The 24,582-nt window shown below is 74.0% G+C and carries 22 protein-coding genes; 14 read left to right on the forward strand and 8 right to left on the reverse strand.

What is annotated here, in order from left to right; translation table 11 throughout:
* Positions 1-3 precede the first annotated feature (3 nt).
* Entirely contained in the window at positions 4-1,665 is a 1,662-nt protein-coding gene (locus AC0AIB_RS12160) for a GTPase (RefSeq protein ID WP_465096699.1), read from the forward strand.
* Positions 1,666-1,786: 121 nt separating this feature from the next.
* The gene (locus AC0AIB_RS12165) at positions 1,787-3,013 is read left to right on the forward strand and encodes a hypothetical protein (RefSeq protein WP_465096682.1); all 1,227 of its coding nucleotides are present in this window, start codon (positions 1,787-1,789) and stop codon (positions 3,011-3,013) included.
* 12 nt (positions 3,014-3,025) lie between these two features.
* Here AC0AIB_RS12165 and AC0AIB_RS12170 read toward each other — a convergent pair whose 3' ends face one another.
* The gene (locus AC0AIB_RS12170) at positions 3,026-3,937 is read right to left on the reverse strand and encodes an NAD(+)/NADH kinase (protein ID WP_328341504.1); all 912 of its coding nucleotides are present in this window, start codon (positions 3,935-3,937) and stop codon (positions 3,026-3,028) included.
* Positions 3,934-5,073: an SPFH domain-containing protein gene (locus AC0AIB_RS12175; RefSeq protein WP_328341506.1), complete on the reverse strand. Its 1,140-nt coding sequence runs from the start codon at positions 5,071-5,073 to the stop codon at positions 3,934-3,936. Before AC0AIB_RS12175 ends, AC0AIB_RS12170 begins: the two co-directional genes overlap by 4 nt.
* 76 nt (positions 5,074-5,149) lie before the next feature.
* Here AC0AIB_RS12175 and AC0AIB_RS12180 point away from each other — a divergent pair, with 76 nt between their 5' ends.
* Positions 5,150-5,836 (forward strand): NUDIX hydrolase, encoded by a 687-nt coding sequence (locus AC0AIB_RS12180; RefSeq protein ID WP_328341508.1) that lies wholly within the window; start codon positions 5,150-5,152, stop codon positions 5,834-5,836.
* A gap of 98 nt (positions 5,837-5,934) precedes the next feature.
* On the opposite strand, the gene AC0AIB_RS12185 is transcribed toward AC0AIB_RS12180, so the two are convergent.
* Complete coding sequence (locus AC0AIB_RS12185; protein WP_328341510.1) at positions 5,935-6,540, reverse strand: phosphatase PAP2 family protein; 606 nt, start codon at positions 6,538-6,540, stop codon at positions 5,935-5,937.
* A 359-nt stretch (positions 6,541-6,899) separates the two neighbouring features.
* Positions 6,900-7,832: a hypothetical protein gene (locus AC0AIB_RS12190; protein WP_328341512.1), complete on the reverse strand. Its 933-nt coding sequence runs from the start codon at positions 7,830-7,832 to the stop codon at positions 6,900-6,902.
* A gap of 494 nt (positions 7,833-8,326) precedes the next feature.
* Between AC0AIB_RS12190 and pdhA the strand changes: the two genes are divergently transcribed.
* From pdhA to AC0AIB_RS12220, 6 genes are all read left to right on the forward strand, one after another.
* Complete coding sequence (gene pdhA, locus AC0AIB_RS12195; RefSeq protein ID WP_328341514.1) at positions 8,327-9,505, forward strand: pyruvate dehydrogenase (acetyl-transferring) E1 component subunit alpha; 1,179 nt, start codon at positions 8,327-8,329, stop codon at positions 9,503-9,505.
* Positions 9,505-10,494: an alpha-ketoacid dehydrogenase subunit beta gene (locus AC0AIB_RS12200; RefSeq protein WP_328341516.1), complete on the forward strand. Its 990-nt coding sequence runs from the start codon at positions 9,505-9,507 to the stop codon at positions 10,492-10,494. The genes pdhA and AC0AIB_RS12200 overlap by 1 nt, the downstream gene beginning before the upstream one ends.
* Before the next feature lie 5 nt (positions 10,495-10,499).
* A complete protein-coding gene (locus tag AC0AIB_RS12205) occupies positions 10,500-11,957 on the forward strand; it encodes a dihydrolipoamide acetyltransferase family protein (RefSeq protein WP_465096700.1) in 1,458 nt (485 codons plus the stop codon).
* Between the two features lie 219 nt (positions 11,958-12,176).
* Positions 12,177-12,314: a hypothetical protein gene (locus AC0AIB_RS12210; protein WP_168222356.1), complete on the forward strand. Its 138-nt coding sequence runs from the start codon at positions 12,177-12,179 to the stop codon at positions 12,312-12,314.
* Positions 12,315-12,655: 341 nt separating this feature from the next.
* Complete coding sequence (locus AC0AIB_RS12215; RefSeq protein WP_465096683.1) at positions 12,656-15,421, forward strand: LppU/SCO3897 family protein; 2,766 nt, start codon at positions 12,656-12,658, stop codon at positions 15,419-15,421.
* A 111-nt stretch (positions 15,422-15,532) separates the two neighbouring features.
* Positions 15,533-15,745: a hypothetical protein gene (locus AC0AIB_RS12220; RefSeq protein WP_328341522.1), complete on the forward strand. Its 213-nt coding sequence runs from the start codon at positions 15,533-15,535 to the stop codon at positions 15,743-15,745.
* A 45-nt stretch (positions 15,746-15,790) separates the two neighbouring features.
* Here AC0AIB_RS12220 and AC0AIB_RS12225 read toward each other — a convergent pair whose 3' ends face one another.
* A complete protein-coding gene (locus AC0AIB_RS12225) occupies positions 15,791-16,831 on the reverse strand; it encodes a DUF2690 domain-containing protein (RefSeq protein WP_465096684.1) in 1,041 nt (346 codons plus the stop codon).
* A 268-nt stretch (positions 16,832-17,099) separates the two neighbouring features.
* Here AC0AIB_RS12225 and AC0AIB_RS12230 point away from each other — a divergent pair, with 268 nt between their 5' ends.
* From AC0AIB_RS12230 to AC0AIB_RS12245, 4 genes are all read left to right on the forward strand, one after another.
* Positions 17,100-17,915 carry a hypothetical protein gene (locus tag AC0AIB_RS12230; protein WP_328341526.1) on the forward strand — a complete coding sequence of 272 codons (816 nt, stop codon included), beginning with the start codon at positions 17,100-17,102 and terminating at the stop codon, positions 17,913-17,915.
* Between the two features lie 94 nt (positions 17,916-18,009).
* Positions 18,010-18,894: a transglycosylase SLT domain-containing protein gene (locus tag AC0AIB_RS12235; RefSeq protein ID WP_465096685.1), complete on the forward strand. Its 885-nt coding sequence runs from the start codon at positions 18,010-18,012 to the stop codon at positions 18,892-18,894.
* Between the two features lie 336 nt (positions 18,895-19,230).
* Complete coding sequence (locus tag AC0AIB_RS12240) at positions 19,231-19,584, forward strand: nitroreductase/quinone reductase family protein (RefSeq protein ID WP_328341530.1); 354 nt, start codon at positions 19,231-19,233, stop codon at positions 19,582-19,584.
* Positions 19,585-19,651: 67 nt separating this feature from the next.
* Complete coding sequence (locus AC0AIB_RS12245) at positions 19,652-21,490, forward strand: NHL domain-containing thioredoxin family protein (protein ID WP_465096686.1); 1,839 nt, start codon at positions 19,652-19,654, stop codon at positions 21,488-21,490.
* Between the two features lie 36 nt (positions 21,491-21,526).
* Here the strand turns inward: AC0AIB_RS12245 and AC0AIB_RS12250 are convergent, their stop codons facing one another.
* The 3 genes from AC0AIB_RS12250 to AC0AIB_RS12260 are packed head-to-tail and all read right to left on the reverse strand — an operon-like array spanning position 21,527 to position 23,776.
* The gene (locus tag AC0AIB_RS12250) at positions 21,527-22,276 is read right to left on the reverse strand and encodes a LamB/YcsF family protein (RefSeq protein ID WP_328341533.1); all 750 of its coding nucleotides are present in this window, start codon (positions 22,274-22,276) and stop codon (positions 21,527-21,529) included.
* Complete coding sequence (locus tag AC0AIB_RS12255) at positions 22,260-23,168, reverse strand: 5-oxoprolinase subunit C family protein (protein WP_465096687.1); 909 nt, start codon at positions 23,166-23,168, stop codon at positions 22,260-22,262. The genes AC0AIB_RS12250 and AC0AIB_RS12255 overlap by 17 nt, the downstream gene beginning before the upstream one ends.
* On the reverse strand, positions 23,165-23,776 hold the full coding sequence (locus AC0AIB_RS12260) for a 5-oxoprolinase subunit B family protein (RefSeq protein ID WP_465096688.1): 612 nt from the start codon (positions 23,774-23,776) through the stop codon (positions 23,165-23,167). Before AC0AIB_RS12260 ends, AC0AIB_RS12255 begins: the two co-directional genes overlap by 4 nt.
* Before the next feature lie 107 nt (positions 23,777-23,883).
* Between AC0AIB_RS12260 and trhA the strand changes: the two genes are divergently transcribed.
* The gene (gene trhA, locus AC0AIB_RS12265) at positions 23,884-24,561 is read left to right on the forward strand and encodes a PAQR family membrane homeostasis protein TrhA (protein WP_328341539.1); all 678 of its coding nucleotides are present in this window, start codon (positions 23,884-23,886) and stop codon (positions 24,559-24,561) included.
* The last annotated feature ends 21 nt before the right edge of the window (positions 24,562-24,582 follow it).

Raw genomic sequence — 24,582 nt, forward strand, 5'->3', positions numbered from 1 at the left:
CGGATGCGCGAGGCGCTCCGGGGTGACCAGCGGGTCGACGCCGATGCCCTGGTGGCCCGCCTCGACGCGGTCCGCCGGTTCCTCGACGCGGTCGACGGCGAGGTGCCCGACGCCCAGTTGGTCGGCGCGAACACCCTGGTCGAGCGGGCCGGCACCCGGTTGTCACTGTCCCGGGACCACACCGTGGTGGCGTTGGCCGGTGCCACCGGCAGCGGCAAGTCCAGCCTGTTCAACTCCCTGGCCCAGCTGGATCTCTCCCCGGTCGGGGTGCGCCGGCCCACCACCGGTGTCGCGCACGCCTGCGTCTGGGGGCCGTTGGACGGCGGCAACCAACTGCTCGACTGGGTCGGCGTGCTGCCCCGGCACCGGTTCGTCAGGGAGAGCGCGCTGGACGGCGACGACGAGTCCGCCCTGCACGGGTTGATCCTGCTCGACCTGCCCGACTTCGACTCGGTGCAGCGGTCCCACCGGCTGGAGGTGGACCGGCTGCTCGGCCTGGTCGACCTGGTGGTCTGGGTGGTCGACCCGCAGAAGTACGCCGACCGGGTGATCCACACCAGCTACCTGCGCGAGTTCCACAGGCACCGGGAGGTGACGGTGGTGGTGCTCAACCAGGCCGACCGGTTGCCCCCGGCCGAGTTACCCCGGGTCCTCGCCGACCTGCGCCGGCTGCTCGACGTCGACGGGCTCGACGGGGTGCCGCTGCTGGCCACCACGGCGGTCGAGCCGGGCGGGATGACCGGGCTGCGGGAGGCGCTGGAACGGGCGGTCTCGGATCGGCAGGCCGCGCTGCGCCGGCTCTCCGGCGACGCCGACACGGTGGCGACCGCGCTTGGCGAACTGGTCGCCGTCGAAGCTCCGGGGCACGTCCCGGACGCCGGAACGGTCCGCGCCCTGGACCGGGCGCTGGCCGAGGCGGCCGGGGTGCCGGCGGTGGCGGGCGCGGTCGAGGGGGCGTACCGGCACCGGGCCGGCGGGACCACCGGCTGGCCGCTGGTACGCGGTTGGCGCAGGCTGCGCCCGGACCCGCTGCGCCGGCTGCACCTGCCCGGCCCGTCCACCGACCCGCAGCAGCCGGAGCAGCCACTGCTCGGGGCGACCTCGGTACCCGAACCGACGGCCGCCCAACAGTCCGCCCTCGGGTTGGCCATCCGCGCGGTCGGCGACAGGTCCGGCGGGGAGCTGCCGGCACCCTGGCCGGCCGCGGTGACCGCCGCCGCCCGGTCCCGGCTGGCCGACCTGCCGGACGCGTTGGACGGGGCGGTCGCCGGCACCGACCTGGGGATGGACCGCCGGCCCGCCTGGTGGCGGCTGGTGGGTGCCCTCCAGTGGCTGGTCACCCTCGCCGCCGTGGCCGGGCTGGGCTGGCTGGTGCTCGGCTACGCGCTGCGTGCCCTCGGGCTGCCGGCGCTGGATTACCCACGGGTGGGCGAGGCGCCGCTGCCGACCGTACTCCTGCTCGGTGGTCTGCTCGCCGGTTTGTTGGTGGCGGCGGTGACCCGGCCGGTGGTCCGCTGGGCGGCCCGGCGGGCCCGGCAGCGGGCCGAACAGCGGCTGACCGAAGCGGTCGCCCGGATCGGCGCGGAGTACGTCCTCATCCCCGTCCGGGTCATCATCGACCGGTACGCCCTCGCCCGTCAGGCCTGGCAGGACGCCGCCCGCTGACCGGCACCCGACCGGGCGCGGGCGGCCGAACGCCACCCGTCGACGAACGCCCGGCCACCCGCCGGTGAACGCCGCCGTCGGCACGGGTGTCCGGGGCGGCGCGGCGGCGTAGGGTCGTGCCATGGCCACGCCACAGACCCCCTACGACGCGGTGCTCTCCGCGGCCCGCGACGTGACCAGGCTGGACTGCGCGCTCGACGCCGAGATGCTCGGCACGGCGCTGCTGGGCAGCGTCTACGCGATCGCCGAGACCGACCGGGAGACGGCGGTCCGGGACTTCGTCTCCGGTTTCCTCGCCGCCACCTCCCGTCGCCGCACGGCCGCCGCCACCACCATCCGCCAGGTCTTCGCCGCTCTGGTGCCCGATGCCGAGGGCGCGGCGAAGGTCCGCCCCGGTGCGCAGGCGCCGGCCTGGGCCGGTCAGCTCGGCCGGGTCCGCCTCACCGGCACCTGGTCGTACGGCGACGTGTTCGGCGACCAGACCTCCTACCTGGCCACCTTCGCCTACGACGACGAGCTGGGCGGCCCGGAGCACGCCCTGGTGGCGCTTGTCGACCACAACATCGGCATCACCAAGGACGTCTTCGTCGGTGGGCCGGCCGAACGGATCCTGGACCAGGTCCGGCAGATGTGCGCCGACGACGACCTGACCTGGTTCCGGGAGGAGGACCCGGCCCGGATGCACGGCGAGGTGCGCCGCCACCTGGCGATCACCGACGACCTCGGTGACCTGCCCGCCGAGGGTTCGCTCGCCACCGACCGGGCGCTGGTCGGGGCGCGGTTGGCGGTGCTGCCCGGGACGGACGCCGACACCACCGAGGGTGTCGCGGAGCCGCTCGACGCCGACGAGCGCACCGCGCTGGTACGGGCCTTCCTCGCCTCCCCCGAGGCGGCCCGGCACGGACTGAACACCCTCGACAGCGACGCCGAGCTGGCCTCGTTGCACTTCTGCCTGGGTCTGCTCTTCGACCACTCGGCGAGCTTCCCGGATGCCGACCCGCTGCGGTGGAGTCCGGCCGTGGCCGGGTTGTTCCTGCTCGACTGGGTGCACCGGCGGGCCGTGCTGGACATGGACGACGCGGCGCTGCTGCCCCGGGTGCTGCGTGCCTGGGCGGCGTTCGCGGCCCGGCGGCGGGGGCTGCCCGAACGGGCCGCCACCCAGACCGACGAGGCGATCGAGGAGCTGGTGCCGGAGTTCGCCCGGCTCTACTCGACAGGCGAGCGACGCAGCCCGGCGACGGCGGCGGTGGCCCAGTTGATGGCCGACGGCGTCGACCCGGACGACCCGGTCGCCCTGGACGCCTGGATCGAGGCCAACCGGCAGCGTCTCGGCGACGACACCCCCTGAGCGCCTGACGGTCTACGGCTCGACCAGGGCCAGTCGGCCGGGGGCGACGTCGAGGCGGATCCGCTGGCCCCAGCGCAGCGCCAGCCGATCCGCCTCCAACCCGTCGGCGAAGGCCACCAGGCCGTCGGACTCGGCGGTCAGCTCCAGCGCGTCGGTGCCGTCGAGGCGGCCGGCGACCAGGTCGACCCCGGTGACGGGGGAGGGCCACGCCTCCCGCACGTACCAGCACAGGGCCGGTTCCTGCGGGGCGGGCGGTGGGGCGGCGGTCGGCCGGTCCCGGGCGATCGAGGCACACCAGCCGGTCGCCCCGGTGCCGGTGCCGACGACCACCCCGGAGGAGGACTGCCGTTCCCGGCGGGGGCAGTCGTCCGCGGTGACGTCGAGCAGGTAGCGGGCCGACTGGTGGGAGGCGTGCCCGACGTACACCTCGTTGAGGCCGACCAGCTCCTGGCCGTCGTCGAGGGTGGCCCGGACCATCGCCCGGTGGCGCAGCGGCGCGGCCCCGGCGACCACCGCCGGCAGCAGCGCGGCCACCTGGTCGCCTGTGCACCGGACCAGCACCCCGGCGTTGCGGCCCGGCTCCGGGTCGACGCCGACGACGGGCTGCCCGGTGAGGTACTTCGCCACGTTGGCGACCAGGCCGTCCGGGCCGACGGCGACGATCACGTCCTCCGGACCGAACAGGAACCGGGGCAGGTCGTCCCGGTCCACCGTGCCGCGCCGCCAGTCGGCGGGGACGGCGGCCCCGACAGCGGTCAGCGCCGCCTGAAGGGCCTCGTGCCGGTCGATCACCTCGGCCAGGTCCCGGCCCCGGGCGCGCAGGTACCACTGGGCGGCCGCCCGGGTGCCGTGCCGGGCGAGCAGTTCGTCCAACTCGCTGGGGCGGCGGACCACCACCACCCGGGGGGCCAGCGTGCCGCTCACCGCTCGACCGCCCCGGCTCGCCCGGTGAGCCGCTCGACCGCCCCGACCGGCCCGGTGAGCCGGCCGAGCAGGTCGGCCAGCAGGTCCGGGGTGACGGTGAGCTGGCCGATCTGCGGGAGCTGACCGGCGAGTTCGCGGACGGTGAGGGCTTGCAGCACCGCCGGCGGCAGTTCGGCGTACGCGGCCAGCTTCGCCGCCTCCGCCTCGGCCTCGGCGGCGCCGACGGCGCGTACCGTCTCGGCCTTGGCCAGGGCGAGCACCCGTTCCCGGTCGGCGGCACCGCCGGCGAGCAGCCGGTCCTTCTCCGCCTCGGCGGTGGCCAGCACCCGGGCGCGTCCGGCGGCGGCGGCGTTGGCGACCTGCTCCCGTTCCGCCTTGCCGTGGGCGGTGGCCAGCTCGGCGGCGGCGTCGAGCTCGGCCCGGCGGCGGGTGTTCGCCCCGTGCTGCTCGACGAGCTGCTGCTCCCGCCGGGCCAGCTCGATCTTGTTCTGGAGCTCGTTCTCGGCGATCCCGCGTTCCTGCTCGACGGCCTGCGCCCGGCGGGCGTAGGTGGCCCGGTCGGCCTGCACCTGCACGGCCTCCCGGGTGGGGGTCTGCAGGGCGCGTTCCAGCTCGGGTTCGGGCCGGACGGCGACCACCCGGGCGCTGACCACTGCCACACCGATGTCGGCGAGCCGGGGTTCGGCACCGAGGGCGGCGGAGACCGCCTCGCGGACCGGTGCGACGGTGGTCAGCGCCTCGGCCAGCGGCACCCGGGCGAGCAGGTCGAGGGCGGGTTGTTGGGCCAGCTCGGCCAGGAGCGTGGCCACCTGGTCGAGCGGGCGGGACCGGGACCGGCCGGTGCGCGGGTCGATCGAGAAGTCGAGCCGGGCGGCGGCCAGCGCCGGGTCGGCCACCCGGTAGGTCACGGTGGCCTGGACGGTGATGTCGGCGAAGTCACCGGTCCGGGCGTGGAAGAGCAGGGGCAGTTCCCGGTCGTCCACCGGCACCTCGCTCAGCACGGCGGTCAGCGGCCGGTACCAGAACGACTGGCCGGTCCCCTCCCGGCGGACCCGTCCGTCGACGTGCAGCCGTACCCAGTTGGTGGGTGTCCCGCGCAGGTGGCGCAGGAAGAGTCGTCTCGTCACGTCGGCCATGTCTCGCATCCTCCCCTTTTTCGTCTCCATGACGATAAACGATCTGGTAACTTATCGTCAAGGTGGTGATAAAGCGATGACCGACTACCCGCCCTTCGCCGTGACGGTGGACCTGGTGGTGCTCACCGTCCGCGCCGACGAGCTGCACCTGCTGCTGGTCCGCCGGGGCGTCCCGCCGGACGAGGGTCGGTGGGCGCTGCCCGGTGGCTTCGTCGGCATCGACGAGGACCTGCCCGACGCCGCTGTCCGGGAGTTGACCGAGGAGACCGGGCTGCCCGAACCGGCGGGCCACCTGGAACAACTCGGCACGTACGGCCGACCCGGGCGCGACCCGCGCGGACGGGTGGTCACCGTGGCCTGGTTGGCCCTGCTACCCGACCTGCCGACCCCGGTGGCCGGCTCGGACGCCGCCTCGGCCGACTGGGCGCCGGTCGCCCGGCTCACCCCCGGTGAGCTCGCCTTCGACCACGACCGGATCGTCGCCGACGGTCTGGAACGGGCCCGCGCCAAGTTGGAGTACACCCCGCTGGCCAGCGCCTTCTGCCCGCCCGAGTTCACCGTGGCCCAACTGCGGGCCGTCTACGAGACGGTCTGGGGCACCCGGCTGGACCCGCGCAACTTCCACCGCAAGGTCACCGGAACCCCCGGATTCGTCAGCCCTGCGGGCCGGGCCACCGAGGGCGACCGGGGGCGACCCGCCCAACTGTTCCGCCGGGGCCCGGCCACCCGGCTCCACCCACCCATGCTCCGCCCTGAGCCCTGAGCCCTGAGCCCTGAGCCGCCCGCCGCCTCCCGCGAACCCCGGCCGCGCCACCGCCCGCCCGACCGACCCGGCCGGTCACCCGGTTCGGGGTGGGAGCCTCAGAAGAGCGGGCCGTAGACCACCCCGGCCACCAGGCCGCCCACCAGCGCACCCACCACGACCTGGGCGACGGTGTGGTCACGCAGCCGCACCCGGGACCAGCCGACCAGACCGAGCAGCGGCACGGCCGGCAGCAACCGGGGACCGAAGGTGAGCAGCAGCACCACGAGCGTGCCGGCGGCCACCGCCGAGTGGATCGACATCTTCCACCAGTGGCTCACCGACACCGCCACCACCAGACCGACCACCCCGGCGGCGACCAGGGCCAGCACCGACCGCGGCGCATCGAGCGCCGCGAGCAGCGCCAGCCCGGCGGCGGCCGAGGCGAGCCCGAGCAGCAGCGGTACCCGGCGCTGCTCGCGGCGTCCGATGTGATGGTCGGTGAGTCGGCCCCGCCGCACCCCACCCATGATGTAGGCGAACGGGACGCCGGCGGCGAAGACCGTGGCGAGCAGCCCCCAGGCCAGCCCACGCGCCCCACCGGCACTGTGCCAGCCGATCAGCACGGTCAGCCCGCTGACCAGCACGGCCGGCGCGGTCAACTCGGTCACCACCCGGGCCGCCCGGGTCACCGCCCCTGCCGGCACGACCGGCTCGGCCTCCACCGGGGCGGATGCGGTCCGCTCGGCGGCAACCGGGAGGCCCCCGGCTGGAGCGGGTCCGGCCGGAGCCGGTCCGGCCGGAGCAGGGACAGCCGGGTCGCCGTCGACCGGGGTACGTCCGGGGGTCGTCGCCGGCCGGTCGCCGCCCTCGTCGCGCGTGCTCAGCGTTCCGCCCCCAATCCCTTCCGCCTGACCCGGCACGCCGTGGTGGTCGACGGGTCGGCCGTCGGCATCCGAACCGCGCGGCTCAGAGTGGCCTCAAGATCAGATTGCGATTCTGCAGACGACACGCCGATACGAGTACGCGAAATCACAATCTGATCATGGTGGCCCGTCCCGCCCTCACGCGACGACGCTGCGACTCAGCCTGCGGCGTCGACCGTCACCGTACCGTCGGGACCGGTGGTGTCGTGGCCGGTCGGCGCGGGCACGGCGGGTGCCAGCGGCGCGGGGGCCGGAGTGGCCGACGGGGGCGCGGGCCGGGCCGGCGGGCGGGCCGGATCCGGGCCGACGCGGGGCACGGGGCGGGCTTCGTCCAACGGGCGCAGGGCGCGGGGCGCGCGGGTGGGGATCGCCGTCGCGGTGGGCCGGGGGCGCGCCGTGGGGATCAGGGTGACCGTGACGGTGGGGCCCGGTGTCGGGGTGGGCTCGGGCACCTGTGTGGGCTCGGACGACGGGGTGGGCTCAGGCGACGGGGTGGGCTCGGGCGGAGGGGTGGGCTCGGACGGCGGGGTGTCGGGGGGCGCCGAGGTCGGCGACGGGTCCGGCGGTGGCTCGGAGAGGGTGGCCGTCGGCTCGGCGGTCGGGCTCGGGTCCGCGCTCGGTGCGGCGGTGGGTGCGGGACGGGACGGACCGGTCGGCGGGGACGTCCGGCGGATCGGTCGGGGCGTGGTGACGGGTGGCGGAGCGGGACGGTGGGCGGAGCCGGCGTCCACGGTGGGCGGGGCCGGGGCGGCAGCCGGAACGGGCGGCGGCGGTGCGACGGTCGGCGGGAGGGCCGGCTGGCCGGTGGCGGGCACCGGTACGACCACCGGGCCGACCGACGGGGTGGGCAGGAACGGGGTGCCGCCGTCCGGTAGCGCGGTGCTGCCCACGGTGGCCGATCCGGTGCTGATCGCGGCGAGCACGGGCATCGAGGCGGCCCCGGCGAGCAGGGCGACGGTGAACAGGTAGCCACGGTGTGGCCCACCGAGGCCGGGGGCCCGGTGGACGCCGATCATCCGCCGGTAGCTGCCTCCACCGGCCCGGTGCCGGCCGAGGAGCGGGACCGGAGGACCGTCACCATGCTCGGACACCGCACCACTCCCTCGTCGACCTGGACACCATCGTCGGTGGACAGCCCGGACCTGAACGGACATTATGCGCTAAACGCCCATCGACCACGTCAGCTTGACCCAGTGACGCCCAGTTCACCAGGCACCACAGCGTGTCGACACACAAAAAGTCCGTCGTGGCCACTCGGCCATACCGACAAAAGAGTCCACGCGTCATGAAGCGGACATCGTCCCACCGGCGGGAGGGCCATACTGTGGGGCCGCTCACCTCCTCTGCAATCATTCAGGCACGACGGCAACGCAGCCGCACCTCCGCGTACCCCGTGGCAGGCGTAGCTGGTCGCCGGCGCTCCCGAACCGGGTTCTACCCATGGATCCGGCTCAGGCCGCGCGGCAACCCCCACCGGGGCTAGGCACGGCCGCCAGGAACCAGTCCGGCAACAGCCGGGCCGGCGCACGTTGTGCGCGGACGGGTGACCCCCCGGCTCGGGCACAGACACGACAGGGAGAGACGGATGGCAAAGGGCGACCCTGCGGTCTCCAGCCGCGGCCGGCGAGCCGCACCCCGGTCCCGGCGAACCGCCGCGACCGGCGAGCCGGAACTCGTACAGCTGCTCACCCCGACCGGCGAGCGCATCGAGAGCGCCGTCGGCCCGGACGGCACCGAGTACCGCGTCGACTTCACCGACGAGGAGTACCGCGGCCTCTACCGCGATCTGGTGCTGGTCCGCAAGCTCGACGCCGAGGCGACCGCACTGCAGCGGCAGGGTGAGCTGGGCCTCTGGGCCTCGCTGCTCGGCCAGGAGGCGGCCCAGGTCGGCTCCGGGCGGGCGCTGCGCAGCCAGGACATGGCCTTCCCGACCTACCGGGAACACGGCGTGCTCTACTGCCGGGGCATCGACCCGATCATGCCGCTCGGCCTGTTCCGCGGCGTCGACCAGGGCGGCTGGGACCCGAACGAGTTCAAGTTCAACATGTACACGATCGTCATCGGGGCGCAGACCCTGCACGCGACCGGGTACGCCATGGGCGTCCACATGGACGGCCGCACCGGCACCGAGGACGGCGAGGCGGTGATCGCCTACTTCGGCGACGGCGCCACCAGCCAGGGCGACGTCAACGAGTCGTTCGTCTGGGCCAGCGTCTTCAACGTCCCGCTCGTCTTCTTCTGCCAGAACAACCAGTACGCCATCTCCGAACCGCTGGAACGGCAGACCCGGGTGCCGCTCTACCGCCGGGCCGGGGGCTTCGGCTTCCCCGGCGTCCGGGTGGACGGCAACGACGTGCTCGCGTCGTACGCGGTGACCCGGCACGCGCTGGACAACGCCCGGCTCGGCCAGGGCCCCAGCCTGATCGAGGCGTACACCTACCGGATGGGGGCGCACACCACCTCCGACGACCCCACCCGCTACCGGATCGCCAGCGAGGTCGAGGCCTGGCAGGCCAAGGACCCGATCGCCCGGATGAAGGCGTTCCTCGACAAGCAGCAGATCGCCGACGCCGACTTCTTCGCGTCGGTGGACGAGCAGGCCCGCGCCGAGTCGGTGCACCTGCGCGAACGGGTGCTCGAACTCCCCGACCCGGCCCCGGTGTCGATGTTCGACCACGTCTACCCGCACGGGTCGCCCGAGGTGGACGCGCAGCGGGCGCAGTTCAGCAGGTACCTGGAGTCGTTCGAGGGGAGCGCGCACTGATGGCCACGGAGACGCTCACCCTCGGCAAGGCCCTCAACACCGGCCTGCGCCGGGCTCTGGAGAACGACCCGAAGGTCGTCATCATGGGCGAGGACGTCGGCAAGCTCGGCGGCGTCTTCCGGATCACCGACGGGTTGCAGAAGGACTTCGGCGACCAGCGGGTGATCGACACCCCGTTGGCCGAGTCCGGCATCATCGGCACCGCCGTCGGCCTGGCCATCCGGGGCTTCCGGCCGGTCTGCGAGATCCAGTTCGACGGCTTCGTCTACCCGGCGTACGACCAGATCGTGTCGCAGGTGGCCAAGATGCACTACCGCTCCCAGGGCAAGGTCACCATCCCGATGGTGATCCGGATTCCCTACGGCGGTGGCATCGGCGCGGTGGAGCACCACTCCGAGTCGCCGGAGGCGTACTTCTCGCACACCGCCGGTCTGAAGGTGGTGACCTGCGCCAACCCGCAGGACGCGTACGTGATGATCCAGCAGGCCATCGCCTCGGACGACCCGATCGTCTTCCTGGAGCCGAAGCGGCGCTACTGGGAGAAGGGCCCGGTCGAGCTGGACGCCCCGCTGTCCGGGGCGTACCCGCTGCACTCCGCCCGGGTGGTGCGGCCGGGCACCGCCGCCACCGTGCTGGCGTACGGCCCGATGGTGCGCACCTGCATCGAGGCGGCGACCGCCGCCGCCGAGGACGGCCGGGAGCTGGAGGTCGTCGACCTGCGCACGCTCTCCCCGCTGGACCTGACCGCCGTGTACGAGTCGGTGCGGCGCACCGGCCGGTGCGTGGTCGTCCACGAGGCCCCCGGCAACCTGGGCCTGGGTTCGGAGATCGCGGCGCGGATCACCGAGGAGTGCTTCTACTCCCTGGAGTCCCCGGTGCTGCGGGTGACCGGCTACGACACCCCCTACCCGGCCAGCCGGGTGGAGGAGGAGTACCTGCCCGACCTCGACCGGGTGCTCGACGCCGTCGACCGCTCCTTCGGCTGGTGAGCGCGATGTCCCGGATCAAGGAGTTCAACCTGCCCGACCTGGGTGAGGGCCTGACCGAGGGCGAGATCCTCGCCTGGCTGGTCAAGGTGGGCGACGTCATCGAGCTGAACCAGCCGATCGTCGAGGTCGAGACGGCCAAGGCTGCCGTCGAGATCCCGGCGAAGTGGGCCGGCGAGGTGCGGTCGATCTTCCACCCGGAGGGCAGCACGGTCGAGGTCGGCACCCCGATCATCGCGATCGACACCGACCCCGGCGCCGGCCCGATCGCCGAGTCCACCACCGCCGCCCCCAGCTCCGCCCTGCCCACCCCCTCGGCCGCCGCGCTGGCCGCAGTCGAGCTGGCTCCCGCCGAGGGCGCCGTCGAGCCGGGCATGATCGGTGGTCCCGCCCCCGGTGGCCGTACCGCCGTCCTGGTCGGCTACGGGCCGCGTACCACCTCCGCAAAACGCCGCCCCCGCAAATCCCCCACGACTCCCCACTCCGTCGATCATGGAGTTGTGGTGGGTGACAAAATCACCCCTACCCCCGCAAGCCAGGCACCATCCCTCCATGATCGACCGGGTACGAGCGGGCCGGTGCTGGCGAAGCCGCCGGTGCGGAAGCTTGCGAAGGATCTCGGGATCGACCTGGCCACGCTGAGCGGGTCGGGTCCGCTCGGGTCGATCACGCGGGAGGACGTACACGCGGCGGCGAACGGGAGCACGACGGCGGCCGAGCCGCTGGCGGCGGCCCCACCGGTCACGGCGGCCGCGAGCTTCGGCGCGGACCGCGAGCAGCGCATCCCCGTCAAGGGGGTACGCAAGCTCACCGCCGAGAACATGTCCCGCTCGGCGTTCACCGCTCCGCACGTCACGGAGTTCCTGACAGTGGACGTGACCCGGGCGATGAAGGCGCTCGACCGGCTGCGTGACCGGCGGGAGTGGCGCGAGGTCCGGGTCTCGCCGTTGCTGCTGGTCGCCAAGGCGGTGCTGCTGGCGGTCAAGCGGCACCCGATGGTCAACTCGACCTGGGCGGGCGACGAGATCGTCGTCAAGGAGTACGTCAACCTGGGCATCGCGGCGGCCACCGGGCGCGGTCTGATCGTGCCGAACATCAAGGACGCCGGACGACTCACGCTGCGTGAGCTGGCAGATGCGATGACGGGCCTGGTGCAGACGGCCAAGGCGGGGAAGACCTCCCCGGCGGACATGTCCGGCGGTACGTTGACGATCACCAACGTCGGGGTCTTCGGAGTCGACACCGGCACCCCGATCCTTCCCCCCGGGGAGGCGGCGATCCTGGCCTTCGGCGCGGTCCGCGAACTGCCCTGGGTACACAAGGGCAAGGTCAAGCCACGCCAGGTGACCACGCTGGGGCTCTCCTTCGATCACCGGATCGTCGACGGCGAGCTGGGATCGAAGTTCCTGCGCGACATCGGCGACTTCCTCGCCGACCCGGAGGCGGCCCTGCTCGCCTGGACCTGATCACGCGACGTGCGGCGACGGCCGGTGTGCCCAGGGTGAACTCCTGACACACCGGCCGTTGCCATCCAGGGAAGAAACAGTGGCCTAGATCCCTCCTTGACCTACGATCCTTAGGCGGGTGTCTCAGCTCACCTAACAATCGATGGCAGGCGGCGGTCGGTTGGTGTTCAATGGAGTCATCAGGGGCTGACAACCGAATAGCCGGAAGAGAGACACACCATGAGCATGATCGAGCGAATCCGCACCCGTCGTGACGCCAACCGTCGGGCCCGTGCCATCGAGCACGCACTGCGTTCCGCCAACTCGCCGGCGGTCCGCGAGGAGATCCTCGCGATCGCCCAGCGTCACATGAGCTGATGCGGCAGCGACTCTCCCACCTCCCCCAGATCGATGACCCGCCCGGCCCCGGGCGGGTCGTTCGGCGTTTCGGGCCCGTCGAGACCGGGATTCCACCTCGCCACGACGCCCGGTACGGTGGTTCCGGTCGCCACCCGCCGACCTGGACACCGATCGCGCCGGATGGATGCCGATCGACACCGTCCGGCGACGCGGAGTGACGGCCGGTGCTCCCTGGGTGCCCCGCGCGCGAACCGGCTACCGTGCGGGGAGCCCGCACGGCCGAATCGGCCGGGCACCGGTGACGCAGCCGACCGGACGGACGGCATCGGCGGCCGACATGTGATGGAGGAGGCGCACCCATGACGTCCGAGGGCCAGCACCGCCCCGGCCAGGAGCCGGACGAGGTGCCGCCGGGCTCCGGTGGACCGGCGCCGTACGGCGACCGACAGCCGCAGCAGGACCCCGGGTACGGCACTCCCGCCACACCCGACCTCGGCTGGGCGCCACCGCCCCCCACCGGACGGGCCAATCCGACCGGCCCGTCCTGGTCCACCCCGGACCAGCCGGCGGCCTGGGGTGGCCCGCAGGTTCCCCAGCAGTCCGAGCCGACCGAGGCGTGGAGCCCGCCCGGCTGGGCCCAGGCCGAGCAACCCGCCCCGGCCTGGGCACAACCCGAGGCAGGCGTCCGCGGGGCGGCCCGGGTGCCGCAGCCCGACAACCCGGCCGGTGGTGGTTGGTCCACTCCGGCCGATCCGGCTCCGCCCGCTCCCACCGGCTGGCCTGGTCAGGACGCCGCGCAGCAGGAAACCCCCGGCGCCAGCAGTTGGGGCACCGCACCCGCACCCCAGCAGGACGAGCCGACCCGCTCCGGCGGCTGGCCGGCCGACGACCGGGCCGACCAGGCCCGCGGTAACGGCTGGCCCGCCGACGACCGGGCCGAGACCGAACCGGCGCGGGACGGCTGGCCGGCCAACCCCCAGGACGCGCCGGGCACCTCCGGTGGCTGGGCCGCCGGTGCTCCGTCCCACCCCGACGAGACGCACCGCCCCGCCGGTCGGGCCTCGGTACCCGTACCCGCCCAGCCGCAGCCCGCGAACCCGGCAACGGTGGCCTGGCCGCAGCCGGAGTCCGGCGGCCACGGGGGCGCCCAGGTGCCGCCGGCCAGCGCTCCGGTCACCGACCGTTGGTCCACCGAGGACGACCCGGCCCGCTCCGGCGGCTGGTCCGCCAACCGGCCCGGCCCGGACGACGCCGACCGCTCCGGTGACTGGCCGAACGGATCGCAGGACGACCGGCAGCCACAGTGGGGGGCGCCGGACGAGCCCGCCACGGCCCGTTGGGAGGGTCGGCGCGAGCAGCCAGCCGTCGATGCCTGGCCGGGCGGGGCTCCGGCCCGCCCCGAGCAGCAGCACCAGGACGATCCGGCGTCGGGCCAGGAATGGCCGGCGCAGGCCGGTCCCCGCGGCACAGCCGCCGCACCGTCCCGGGAGGACCGCCCGGAGTCGGGTGCGACCTGGACGGCACCGGAGCAGCCTGCCCGGGCTGCCGCGTCGGTTGCCACGCCGGACGGCCCGCCCGCCTGGGCCGGTGCCGCCGACGACCACAACCCGACGCCGTGGGCGGGTGCCGCACGCCCGGCCCTGCCGGACGCCGAGCCGTGGGCGCCCGAGCAGGCGTGGGGCCGCGCCGAGCCGACCGCCCAGCCCACCGAGGGGGCCTGGGAGCCCCGGCGCGGCGAGGACCAGCCGATCTACCAGCCGGGGCCGGCCCCCGGCATCTCACCGGCCAACGCGGTGCCGCTCCCACCGCAGGAGCAGCGCGTCCCCGGGGCCAGCCTGGCTGCCGCACCACCGGCCGATTACGTCCCGCCCGCCCAGTTCGGTGGTCCCGTCGAGCAGCAGCCGCACGGCCGGGAGGCGGCCTCGTGGGGCGCGGTGGAGCAGCCGCACGGCCGGGAGGCGGCCTCGTGGGGCGCGGTGGAGCAGCCGCAACTGCCGGCCGGGCCGGCGCTGCCCGCCCAGCGGCTCTCCCCCGAGTCCGAGAGCGCCGGTCGCGCCTCGGTGCCGACGGCCGACGGAGGGGAGTCCGGTGCCGTCGGCCGGGCCTCCGCCAGCGCCTCGGTGCCGATGGCCAGCCGGGTCGTTCCGCCGTCCGACCAGGAGGCGCGTCCGGGAGGCCCGGCCGTTCCGCAACCCCGGGTGTACGGGCGACCGGCCCGCCCGGAGCCGGTGGACGAGGCGGAGGAGCACGACACCCGCCGCCCCGAGCACGATCCCCGCTTCGCCGACCAGGACCGGCCCCGCTTCGACGGCCCCGAACAGCCCCGGTTCGACGAGCCGGAGCGCCCCCGCTTCGACGACCAGGACCGGGCGCACGGCTTCGGTGCCGAGGCGCCCTCGTCCGCGCCGCCCGCGTTCGGTGGGGGCATCCCGGCCTTCGCCGACCCGGCCGGCAGCAACCGGCCGATGAACGGCACCCGGCCGCACGGACCGGCGGACCGGCCGGCCGAGCCGTTCGGCACCCGGCCGACCAGTGGCGGCCCGACCAGTGGCGGCCCGTCCGGTGCCGCACCCGTGCCGGGATACGGCCACCCGGCGCACGACCCGGCGCACGGCGGCTACGCGTCGCCGTTCCCGCCCACCGGGCAGCAGTTCCCGCCTGCGGGTCAGCAGTTCGCACCGGCCGGGCAGCAGGCCGGCCCCGCCGGTTGGCCGGCCGAGCCCGAGCAGGAGCAGGGGCAGGGGCGTTTCGACGCGTTCAAGCCGGAACCGGAGCCGGAGCAGAAGGCCGAAGAACAGCCCACGCCCAAGGTACGCAACGGGCGGGTGCTCGCCCTGGTGCTGATCGTGGCGGTGCTGATCCTGGCCGTCCCGCTGGGCCTGCTGATGCTCCTCGGCAAGATCGGTGCGGACGACAAGCCGGCCCCCTTCAACCCGGCCGTCGGCTCCTGCGTCAAGCAGTCCGGCAACGGCGCGAGCGCGGCGGGCTGCAGTGAACCGGGCGCGTTCACGGTCATCTCCAAGGTGGACGCCAAGGAGAAGTGCACCGACCCCGCCCAGCCGCACGTGGTGCTGCCGGGCGGTGGAGTCGACCGGGTGCTCTGCCTGAAGCCGGCCGGCCAGTAGCGCGCACCGTCGGCGGGGGCACGGTCGACCGTGCCCCCGCCGTCTGCGTTTCGGGTTCTCCGAAGTGGGCAGTCTAGAGAGCACACTGACGTCACCCGAGGAGGTCACCCCATGGCAGGCGCCGAGAACGAGGTCAACCGCAGCGCTCGCAGCGGTCGGTTCGTCAGGGAGAGCACCACCGAGCGGGACCCTCGGCACACGACCACCGAGCAGGTCGGGAGCGACGGGGAGCACGAGGTCCACCGCAGCGCGAGCACCGGCCGGTTCGTCACGGAGACCACCGCCGAACTGCACCCCTCGACGACCGAGACCCAGCACGTCTGACCGACCGGACCATTACTGCCCTCCGCGCTGGCGCGGAGGGCAGTGTCATGTCCGGGCACCGAGGCGTACGCAGGGGGTCCGGGCGCTCGCCAGCAGGTTGCGGTTGTCCGCGGCGGTGACGTCGACAGTGACCGACACACAGCCTTCGGTGGTCCGCAGCACGTTGCCGAACACGCTGTACACCTGACGTTTGACCATGAACGGGTAGTCGAACCGGCTGACCGCCCCGTCGGACGGGCGGGCGGCGGAGAGCCGGATGGTCGCCCCGGTCGGCACCCGCTCGGTGGAGACGAAGAGCGGCCAGGCCGCCCGGCAGCGCGGCGAGTAGCGCAGCGTCAGGCTCCCGTACGGCGGCTGTTTCGGGTCAGGGTCCGGGACCGGGACGGTCTCCGCACTGACCGCGTCGACCTGGCAGCGTTCCTCCTGCGGATCCGCCCCGTCGGCGGCAGGAGCGGCGGCGGTCGTGGATGCCGGGGTCGACGCGTCCGCCGGTCGGTCCGACTGCCGGCCCGGCCGGGAACCCGAGTCGGCAAGCAGGGGAACGACCGAACCGGCGACGAGCACCGTCAGCCCCGCCGTCGCGACCAGCGCCCACCGGGACACCGCCGATCGCCGTGCCGACGTCGATTGTCCTGACAGCGGTTGGCCCGACAGCGGTTGCTCCGACGCCGGTTGGCCCGACGCCGGCTGCTCCGAGGCGGGTCGGGGGGTGGCCGACCCGGTCTCCTGGCTCGGCGCGGACTCCCGGTGCCAGCGGGCTCGCCAGGTCGCCTCGTCGCCACCGCAGGCCCGGACGAACGCCATGGTCAGTTCCAGCGACGGGAACCGGGAGCCGGACAGCACGCTCGCCAGGGCGGTGTGCGAGTAGTGGGCGGTCGAGGACATCTTCCGCAGCGACGGTTGCCCGGCGTCGCGCCGCAGTCGGGCGAGATCGGCGACGAATTCGCGGTGTAGGGCCTCGCCTTCGTGATGCCGGGCATCGCCTTCGTCGCGGCGGGCATCGCCTTCGTCGCGGCGGGCATCGCCTTCGTCGCGACGGGCATCGCCGGGCACCTGCTCGCCGAGCCGTCCGCTTCGACCCGTCATGGGCCCTCCCCTGCGCGTAAACCCTGGTGTCAACGTCCGTCAGGCCAGTGCTTTACAAGCGGGTGCCGGGACAGGATCGACCCGGCAGCAGCCACCCGCTGGATAGGTACCGGCGAATATGATCTCACGGGTTGTGTCGGGTCCGACACGCATCCGAACGGTTCGAAATCGACGTTCGCCCCGGGGATATCGGACCGTACGAGTCACCATCCGGCGGCTACACCGCCCCGATCCCGGGGCGGTGCCGAACTCTCGACAGGAGAACCGCGTGTACCAGCCGAACGGTACGAACGCCCCGGGTGCGACGCCCCATCGAGGACGGTCGAGGCTCGTCGGCCGGGTCCTCGCCGCCTTCGCCGTCACCGCGTTGGTCCTGGTGGGCACGGCCTCGCCGTCGTTCGCCGGCATCAGCGGCTACAGCGTGGCCGGTACGGGCGGCGCCGGCCTGACGGTGCGCACCAGCCCGTACGACGCGAACGCCGGCTCGGTGGCGCTGCTCGGCGACGGCACCGGGTTCGTCGCCGAGTGCGCGGTACGCGGGCGCAACATCTCCGGCAACTCCGTCTGGCACAAGATCAGCTACCCGGCCAGCGGCTGGATCAGCGACTTCTACACCAACACGCCGGGGTTCAACCAGTACCTGCCCGGTGAGCCGGAGTGCTCCACCACCCCGCCGCCCACCGGCACCCGGGAAGACCGCGCGCTGGCCTGGGCGCGGTCGGTCATCGGCCAGGCGTACACCAACGGGGACCTGGGCGACTCCAACCACCAGTGGGACGGCTGGTGCGACAACTTCGTCGGGCACGCCTACGGCCGGGCCGCCAGCGGCTACGCGTCCGCCATCGTGCACTACAACTCGCTGAGCGCGCGCGGCCTGATCCGCACCACGGGCACCCCGCCGGCCGGCGCACTGGTCTTCTACGCCGCAGCGTCGATCAACGGGTACTACGGCCACGTGATGCTCTCCGAGGGCAACGGCAACTACATCACCTCGGCGGCCACCGTCCGCCGCGTCACGCAGAGCTGGCCCGGTGCGCCGTACCTCGGCTGGTCCTACGCCGACCCGGAGTGGACCGGGCGCTGACGCCCCCACCCGGCCCGACTCCCCCCGGTCGTCCGCCGAGAGGATCACGATGCGTCTCCCCCTTCCGCTCCCCGCACTCCGGCACGGTCGCCGGGTGCGACTGGCCCTCGGCCTGGCACTGGTCGCCGTCGTCGGCGTCAGCACCGTGCCCACCCCCGCCACCGCCGCACCCTCCACCGCCGCCCGCTCCGCCTCGGCGCAGCGCCCCACCGAGCAGGCTGCGCCGGCCCCCCGCCCCGCCGACCAGGCCAAGACCGCTACCCGGCCGGGTGACCAGGCTCAGCCCGCCAGCGTCGGCGGTCCGGCCACCGGCGCGAAGGCTGGCCGGGTCAGCCTGGCCGCCACCGGCATCGACCTGTGTGCGCAGGTCGGGTACGCCGCCGGGTTCCGGAACAACCCGCTGGTAACCGCCGTGGCGGTGGCGATGGCCGAGTCCTCCTGCAACCCGTCGGCGGTCGGCACCAACGGCCCCACCGCCGGCTGCCCCAGCGGCTCCCGGGACCGCGGGCTGTGGCAGATCAACAACTGCTACCACCCCACCGTCACCGACACCTGCGCCTACAACGCCCAGTGCAACGCCAACGCCGCGTACAGCATCTCCAGCGGCGGCAGCAACTGGCAGCCCTGGTCGACGTACAAGAACGGCGCGTACGCCGGTTACCTGTCCGCCGCGCAGGCCGCCGTGGCCCGCCTCGGCGGCGGCGATCCGCCGGCCGGCGTGACCGGCACGATCCTGGCCAACCCGTCACTCAACATCCGTACCGGGCCGGGCACCACCTACGGCGTCGCCGGCTCCGTCAACTACGGCGCCACGGTGAACATCTCCTGCTACACCTTCGGCGAGTACGTCAGCGGCGGCTACTGGCCGTCGTCCACCTGGGACCGGATCACCAACCCGGCGACGGGCGTGACCGGCTACGTGGCCGACACCTGGGTCGACACCGCCTACGACGTGAAGACGATGGTCGGCCCCTGCTGACCAGCTGTTGAGGCCGCGCGGGCAGGGTCGGACCCCTCCCGCGCGGCTCCGTCGTGACCGCTGCCCCTCCCGCACGGCGGCGGCGACCCACACCATGTCCCTGGCGGGCGCGGCGGCGACCCACACCTCGCCCCTCGCAGCGCGGCGGCGGCCCACACCGTGTCCGGAGAGCGGTATGCCTGACAGGCATAAATATGACTGACAGGCATACCGATGTACGCCGGTATCACTCCCCGGCCCCATGTCGCCGGTAGTCGCGGCTCTCGCTCACGTTCCCGGGGACCGGTCGGTGTTACGGTCGGCGTAGAGCTTTCCTATCGACGACGGAGGGCCCGGATGGGTCATCGAGGATCGTTCCCCTCGGGGTTCGCGCGGACGTTCAACGCCCGGGTCATGGCGCTGCGGTCGTCGCCACGCTGGGGGCGGTTCCTCCGGCGGCACCTGGCCGTGGTTACCTACACCGGTCGCCGTTCCGGGCGGACGTTCAGCACGCCGGTCGCGTACCGACGGGCCGGCGATGCGGTGGTCATCCAGGTCGCGATGCCCGACGCCAAGCAGTGGTGGCGGAACTTCCTGGGCGCGGGCGGCCCGATCTCTGTGAACCTCGATGGGGTCGACCGGGCCGGGCACGCGGTGGCCCGCCGGGACGACCGGGGCCGGGTCACCGTCACCGTCGACCTGACCCACTGACGACGGCGACCGTCGTCCGGGTCACGATGCGCGGCCCGGCCACGAGCGACGTGGCAGGCTGACAGGCATGGGAACGACACCGCGCGTACGGGCCCCCGAACTGCGGGGCAGGCAGTGGCTCAACACGGGTGGGCGGGAGCTGAGGCTCGCCGACCTGCGGGGGAAGATCACCCTGCTCGACTTCTGGACCTTCTGCTGCATCAACTGCCTGCACGTCATCGACGAGTTGCGCCCGCTTGAGGAGAAGTACGCCGACGTGCTGGTCGTCGTCGGGGTGCACTCGCCGAAGTTCGAGCACGAGAAGGACCCGGATGCGTTGGCAGCCGCCGTCGAGCGGTACGGCGTGCACCACCCGGTGCTCGACGACCCCGAGCTGGACATGTGGCAGCAGTACGCGGCGAAGGCGTGGCCCACCCTGGCGGTGGTCGACCCGGAGGGGTACGTGGTCGCCACGATGGCCGGCGAGGGACACGCCGAGGGGCTGATCCGGCTGGTCGACGACCTGATCGCCACCCACCAGGCCAAGGGCACCCTGCACCGGGGCGACGGCCCGTACGTGCCGCCGACACATGCGGAGACGACGCTGCGCTTCCCCGGCAAGGCCGTGCTGCGCGACGGCGGAAGCCTGCTGGTCTCCGACTCGGCCCGGCACAGCCTGGTCGAGCTGGCCCCCGACGGCGAGACGCTGATCCGGCGGATCGGCTCCGGTGAGCGGGGTCGGGTCGACGGGCCGGCCGCCTCGGCGGGCTTCGCCGAGCCGCAGGGGCTCTGCCTGCTGCCCCCGCACGTCGCCGAGGTGGCCGGCTACGACCTGCTGGTCGCCGACACCGTCAACCACCTGCTGCGCGGCGTACGCCTGGACACCGGCGAGGTGACCACTGTCGCCGGCACCGGCAAGCAGTGGCGCTCCACTGTCGACGACCACGCCCACGACGCGCTCTCCGTCGACCTCTCCTCCCCCTGGGACCTGGCCTGGTACGACGACAAGGTCATCGTGGCGATGGCCGGCATCCACCAGCTCTGGTGGTTCGACCCGATCAAGCGGACCACCGGCATGTACGCGGGCACCACCGTCGAGGCCCTGCGCGACGGCCCGCTGCCCGAGGCGTGGCTGGCCCAGCCGTCCGGCCTGTCCGTCTCGGCCGACGGCGCGCGGCTCTGGGTGGCCGACAGCGAGACCAGCGCGATCCGTTTCGTGCAGGACGGCGTCCTCGGCACCGCCGTCGGGCAGGGGCTGTTCGACTTCGGGCACGTGGACGGGCCGGCCGACCGGGCGTTGCTCCAGCATCCGCTGGGGGTGTGCGCGCTGCCCGACGGTTCGGTGCTGATCGCCGACACCTACAACGGCGCGGTCCGCCGCTTCGACCCGGCGACCGGCCAGGTCGCCACGGTGGCCGACGGGCTGGCCGAGCCGAGCGACCTGGTGCTCACCGCCGACGGCGGGGTGCTGGTGGTGGAGTCGGCCGCGCACCGGTTGACCCGGCTCGCCCCGGGCGCGTTGACCGCCGCCGGGGCGGACACGGTGGACGGTCCCCGGCACCGGCTGGAACGCCGGCCCACCGAGGTCGCCGCCGGTGAGCTGACCCTCGACGTGATCTTCACGCCGGCCCCGGGGCAGAAGCTGGACGAGACGTACGGACCGTCGACCCGGCTGGTCGTCTCGGCCTCGCCGCCGGAGCTGCTGGTCGAGGGGGCCGGCACCGGCACCGAACTGTCCCGTCGACTGGTGGTCGACCCGGCCGTACCCCAGGGGGTGCTCCAGGTGACCGCCCAGGCCGCCACCTGCGACGCCGACGTCGAACACGCCGCCTGCCACCTGACCCGGCAGGACTGGGGCGTCCCGGTGCGGGTCGTCGACCACGGCGCGACCCGCGTGCCGCTGGTGCTGCGCGGCCTGGACACCTGAGGCCCGGTCACCCGCGCAGGCAGCGGCCGGCAGCGGTCAGGCGAACGGGATGGGGGTGACCCCGGCGTCGATCAGCGCGGCCCGCACCAGGGCGGCCGAGGCGACCGCGCCGGGGCTGTCCCCGTGCAGGCAGATCGAGCTGACCGGGCACGGCACCACGGTCCCGTCGACCGCCACCACCGTCCGCTCGGTGGCCATCCGCACCGCCCGGACGGCCACCTCCTCCGGGTCGGTGACCAGCGCGCCCGGTGCGGTACGCGGCACCAGCGCGCCGTTGGGCAGGTAACCCCGGTCGGCGAAGCCCTCGGCGACCACCCGCAGTCCCGCGCCGACGGCGAGCTGGGCGAGGGTGGAGCCGGGGGCGCACAGGATCGGCAGCTCGTGGTCGTACCCGCTGACCGCCGCGACCAGGGCGGCGGCCTGCACCTCGTCGGTGGCCGCCGCGTGGTAGAGCGCGCCGTGCGGTTTAAGGTAGCGGACCCGGGTGCGGGACGGCCGGCAGAACGCGTCGAGCGCTCCGAGCTGGTAGGTGACGTCGTCGCGTAGCTCGTCGAAGCCGTACGCGATGTGCCGGCGGCCGAAGCCGGCCAGGTCGCGGTAGCCGACCTGCGCGCCGACCGCGACGCCGCGTTCGACGGCGGCGGCGCAGACCCGCCGCATGGTCGACGGGTCGCCGCCGTGGAAGCCGCAGGCCACGTTGGCGGAGGTGACCAGGTCGAGCAGCGCCTCGTCGTCGCCGAGCCGCCAGATGCCGAATCCCTCGCCGAGGTCAGCGTTGAGGTCCATGGAACCTCACCGTAGTCCCCGGTCGGGCCTGCGCGAGCCCGGTCACGTCGTCCACCACCCCGATCACCGGGTAGCCGCCGGTGGTCGGGTGGTCGGCCAGGAAGATCAACGGTTGGCCGTCGGCAGGCACCTGCACCGCGCCGAGCACCACGCCCTCACTGGGCAGCTCACCGGCCACCGCACGGGGCAGCGCCGCGCCGACCAGTCGCGCACCGACCCGGTCACTCACCGGACTCACCGTGTACGCCGTGCCGCGCAGCAACGTCAGCGCGTCGTCGGTGAACCAGTCGGCGCGCGGGCCGGGGCGCAGGGTCAGCCACAGCTCGTCCGGCACCGGCCGGGCGACGGTGAAGTCCACCGGCGCGGGTGGACCGGCCGACGGGCCGAGCGGGAGCAGGTCGCCGTCGCGTACCGGAGGCGGACCGAGGCCGGAGAGGGTGTCGGTGGACCGGCTGCCGAGCACCGGCGCGACGGCGATCCCGCCGTCGACCGCGAGCCAGTTGCGCAACCCGTGCCGGGGCGGCCCGATCCGCAGCACCGCCCCCGCCGGCACCGCCAGCGGCCGACCCACGTCACCGGGGCGGTGGTCCACCCGTAGGTCGACGTCGGCCCCGGTCACCGTCACCGTGCCGGCCCGGTTCAGCCGCAGCTCACACCCACCGAGGGTCAGCTCCAATCCGGCGGCGTCCGCCGGATTGCCGACCAGCCGGTTGGCCAGCGCCAGCGCCGCCGGATCGAGCGCCCCCGACCGGGGTACGCCGAGGTGCGCCCATCCGGACCGCCCCAGATCCTGCACCGTGGTAAGCGGTCCCGCCCGCCGCACCTCGATCACCCCACCGGTCGGCCCAGGTGGCTGCCCCGCCCGGCGGGTCCCGGTCCCCTCCCCGGTCACCCGGTCACCAGCCGGACCCGGGTGCCGGGGGTGAGGGTTGCCGGCGGGTCGGCGGCCACGTCGAAGAGGGTCAGCGTGGTCCGCCCCACCAGCAGCCAACCGCCCGGCGAGGCGGTCGGGTAGATCCCCGCGTACGGCCCGGCCAGGGCCACCGAGCCGGCCGGCACCCGGGGGCGCGGGGTGGGCAGCCGGGGCACCGCGTACTGCGGGGGCAGACCGGTCAGATAGCCGAAACCGGGGGCGAAGCCGCAGAACGCCACCCGGAACTCGGTGCTTTCCAGGCGCTGCACCACCTGGGGCACGGTCAGCCGCCAGTGGTCGGCGACCAGGGGGAGGTCTTCCCCGTCGTACACGGTGGGGACGTCGACGGTGGCGACGGTGGCCGTGGTGGTGACCGGCTCGGGGGTCCAGCCGGTGATCCGGGCGGCCGTCGACTCCGGGTCGGGCACCCCGTCGAGCAGGACGGTGCCGGCGGCCGGGACGATCTCGGCGGCGCTCAGCTCACCGACCTCCCGGCGACGCCACAGCTCGGCCCGCCACTGCTCCACCTGGCCGGGGTCGTCACAGTCCAGCAGCAGGGCGTGCCGGCCCACGGGTCGCATCCGCATCCCGCCATACTCCCCGATCGATGCGCCGTCCAGGGGCGATGGACTCGACAGGTGTGGTGACGGGTCGCACTACCTGAAAGTAACCTACGGTGCCGTAACCTGATTGCGTGACCACCTCCGCACCGCTTCGACTCAAGCCGGTCGACATCGGTAAGCCCCGGATGCGCGGCTGGCTGCACACCTACGCGTTCTTCGTGGCGCTCGTCTGCGGCATCGTGCTCTGCGCCGTCGCGGCCACCCGCCCCGGCTGGGCCCCCCTGGTGAGCTGCCTGATCTACAGCGTGACCGTGTGCGGTCTCTTCGGCACCAGCGCCCTCTACCACCGCCGGGTGTGGTCGGAGCGCGGCTACCAGATCATGCGCCGGATGGACCACTCGATGATCTTCGTGTTCATCGCCGGCTCGTACACCCCGCTCTGTGTGCTCCTGCTCGACAGGCGGACGGCCGCCCTGATGCTCGGCCTGGTCTGGGGCGGGGCGCTGGCCGGCGTGGCCGTCAAGCTGATCTGGCCGCACGCCCCGCGCTGGGTCTCCGCCCCGCTCTACCTGGCCCTCGGCTGGGTGTCGGTGGCGATCCTCCCGCAGATCCTGCACCGGGGCGGGGTCACCGTGCTGGTGCTGCTCGCCGCCGGTGGAGCGATCTACAGCATCGGCGCGGTCTGCTACGCGCTGCGTCGACCGAACCCGTGGCCCACCGTCTTCGGCCACCACGAGTTCTTCCACGCCTGCACCCTGGTCGCCGCCCTCTGCCACCACATCGCGATCTACTTCGCCGTCTTCTCCTGAATCCCGGCGCGGCCCCCGGCA

The sequence above is a fragment of the Micromonospora sp. DSM 43699 genome, from assembly GCF_055517075.1.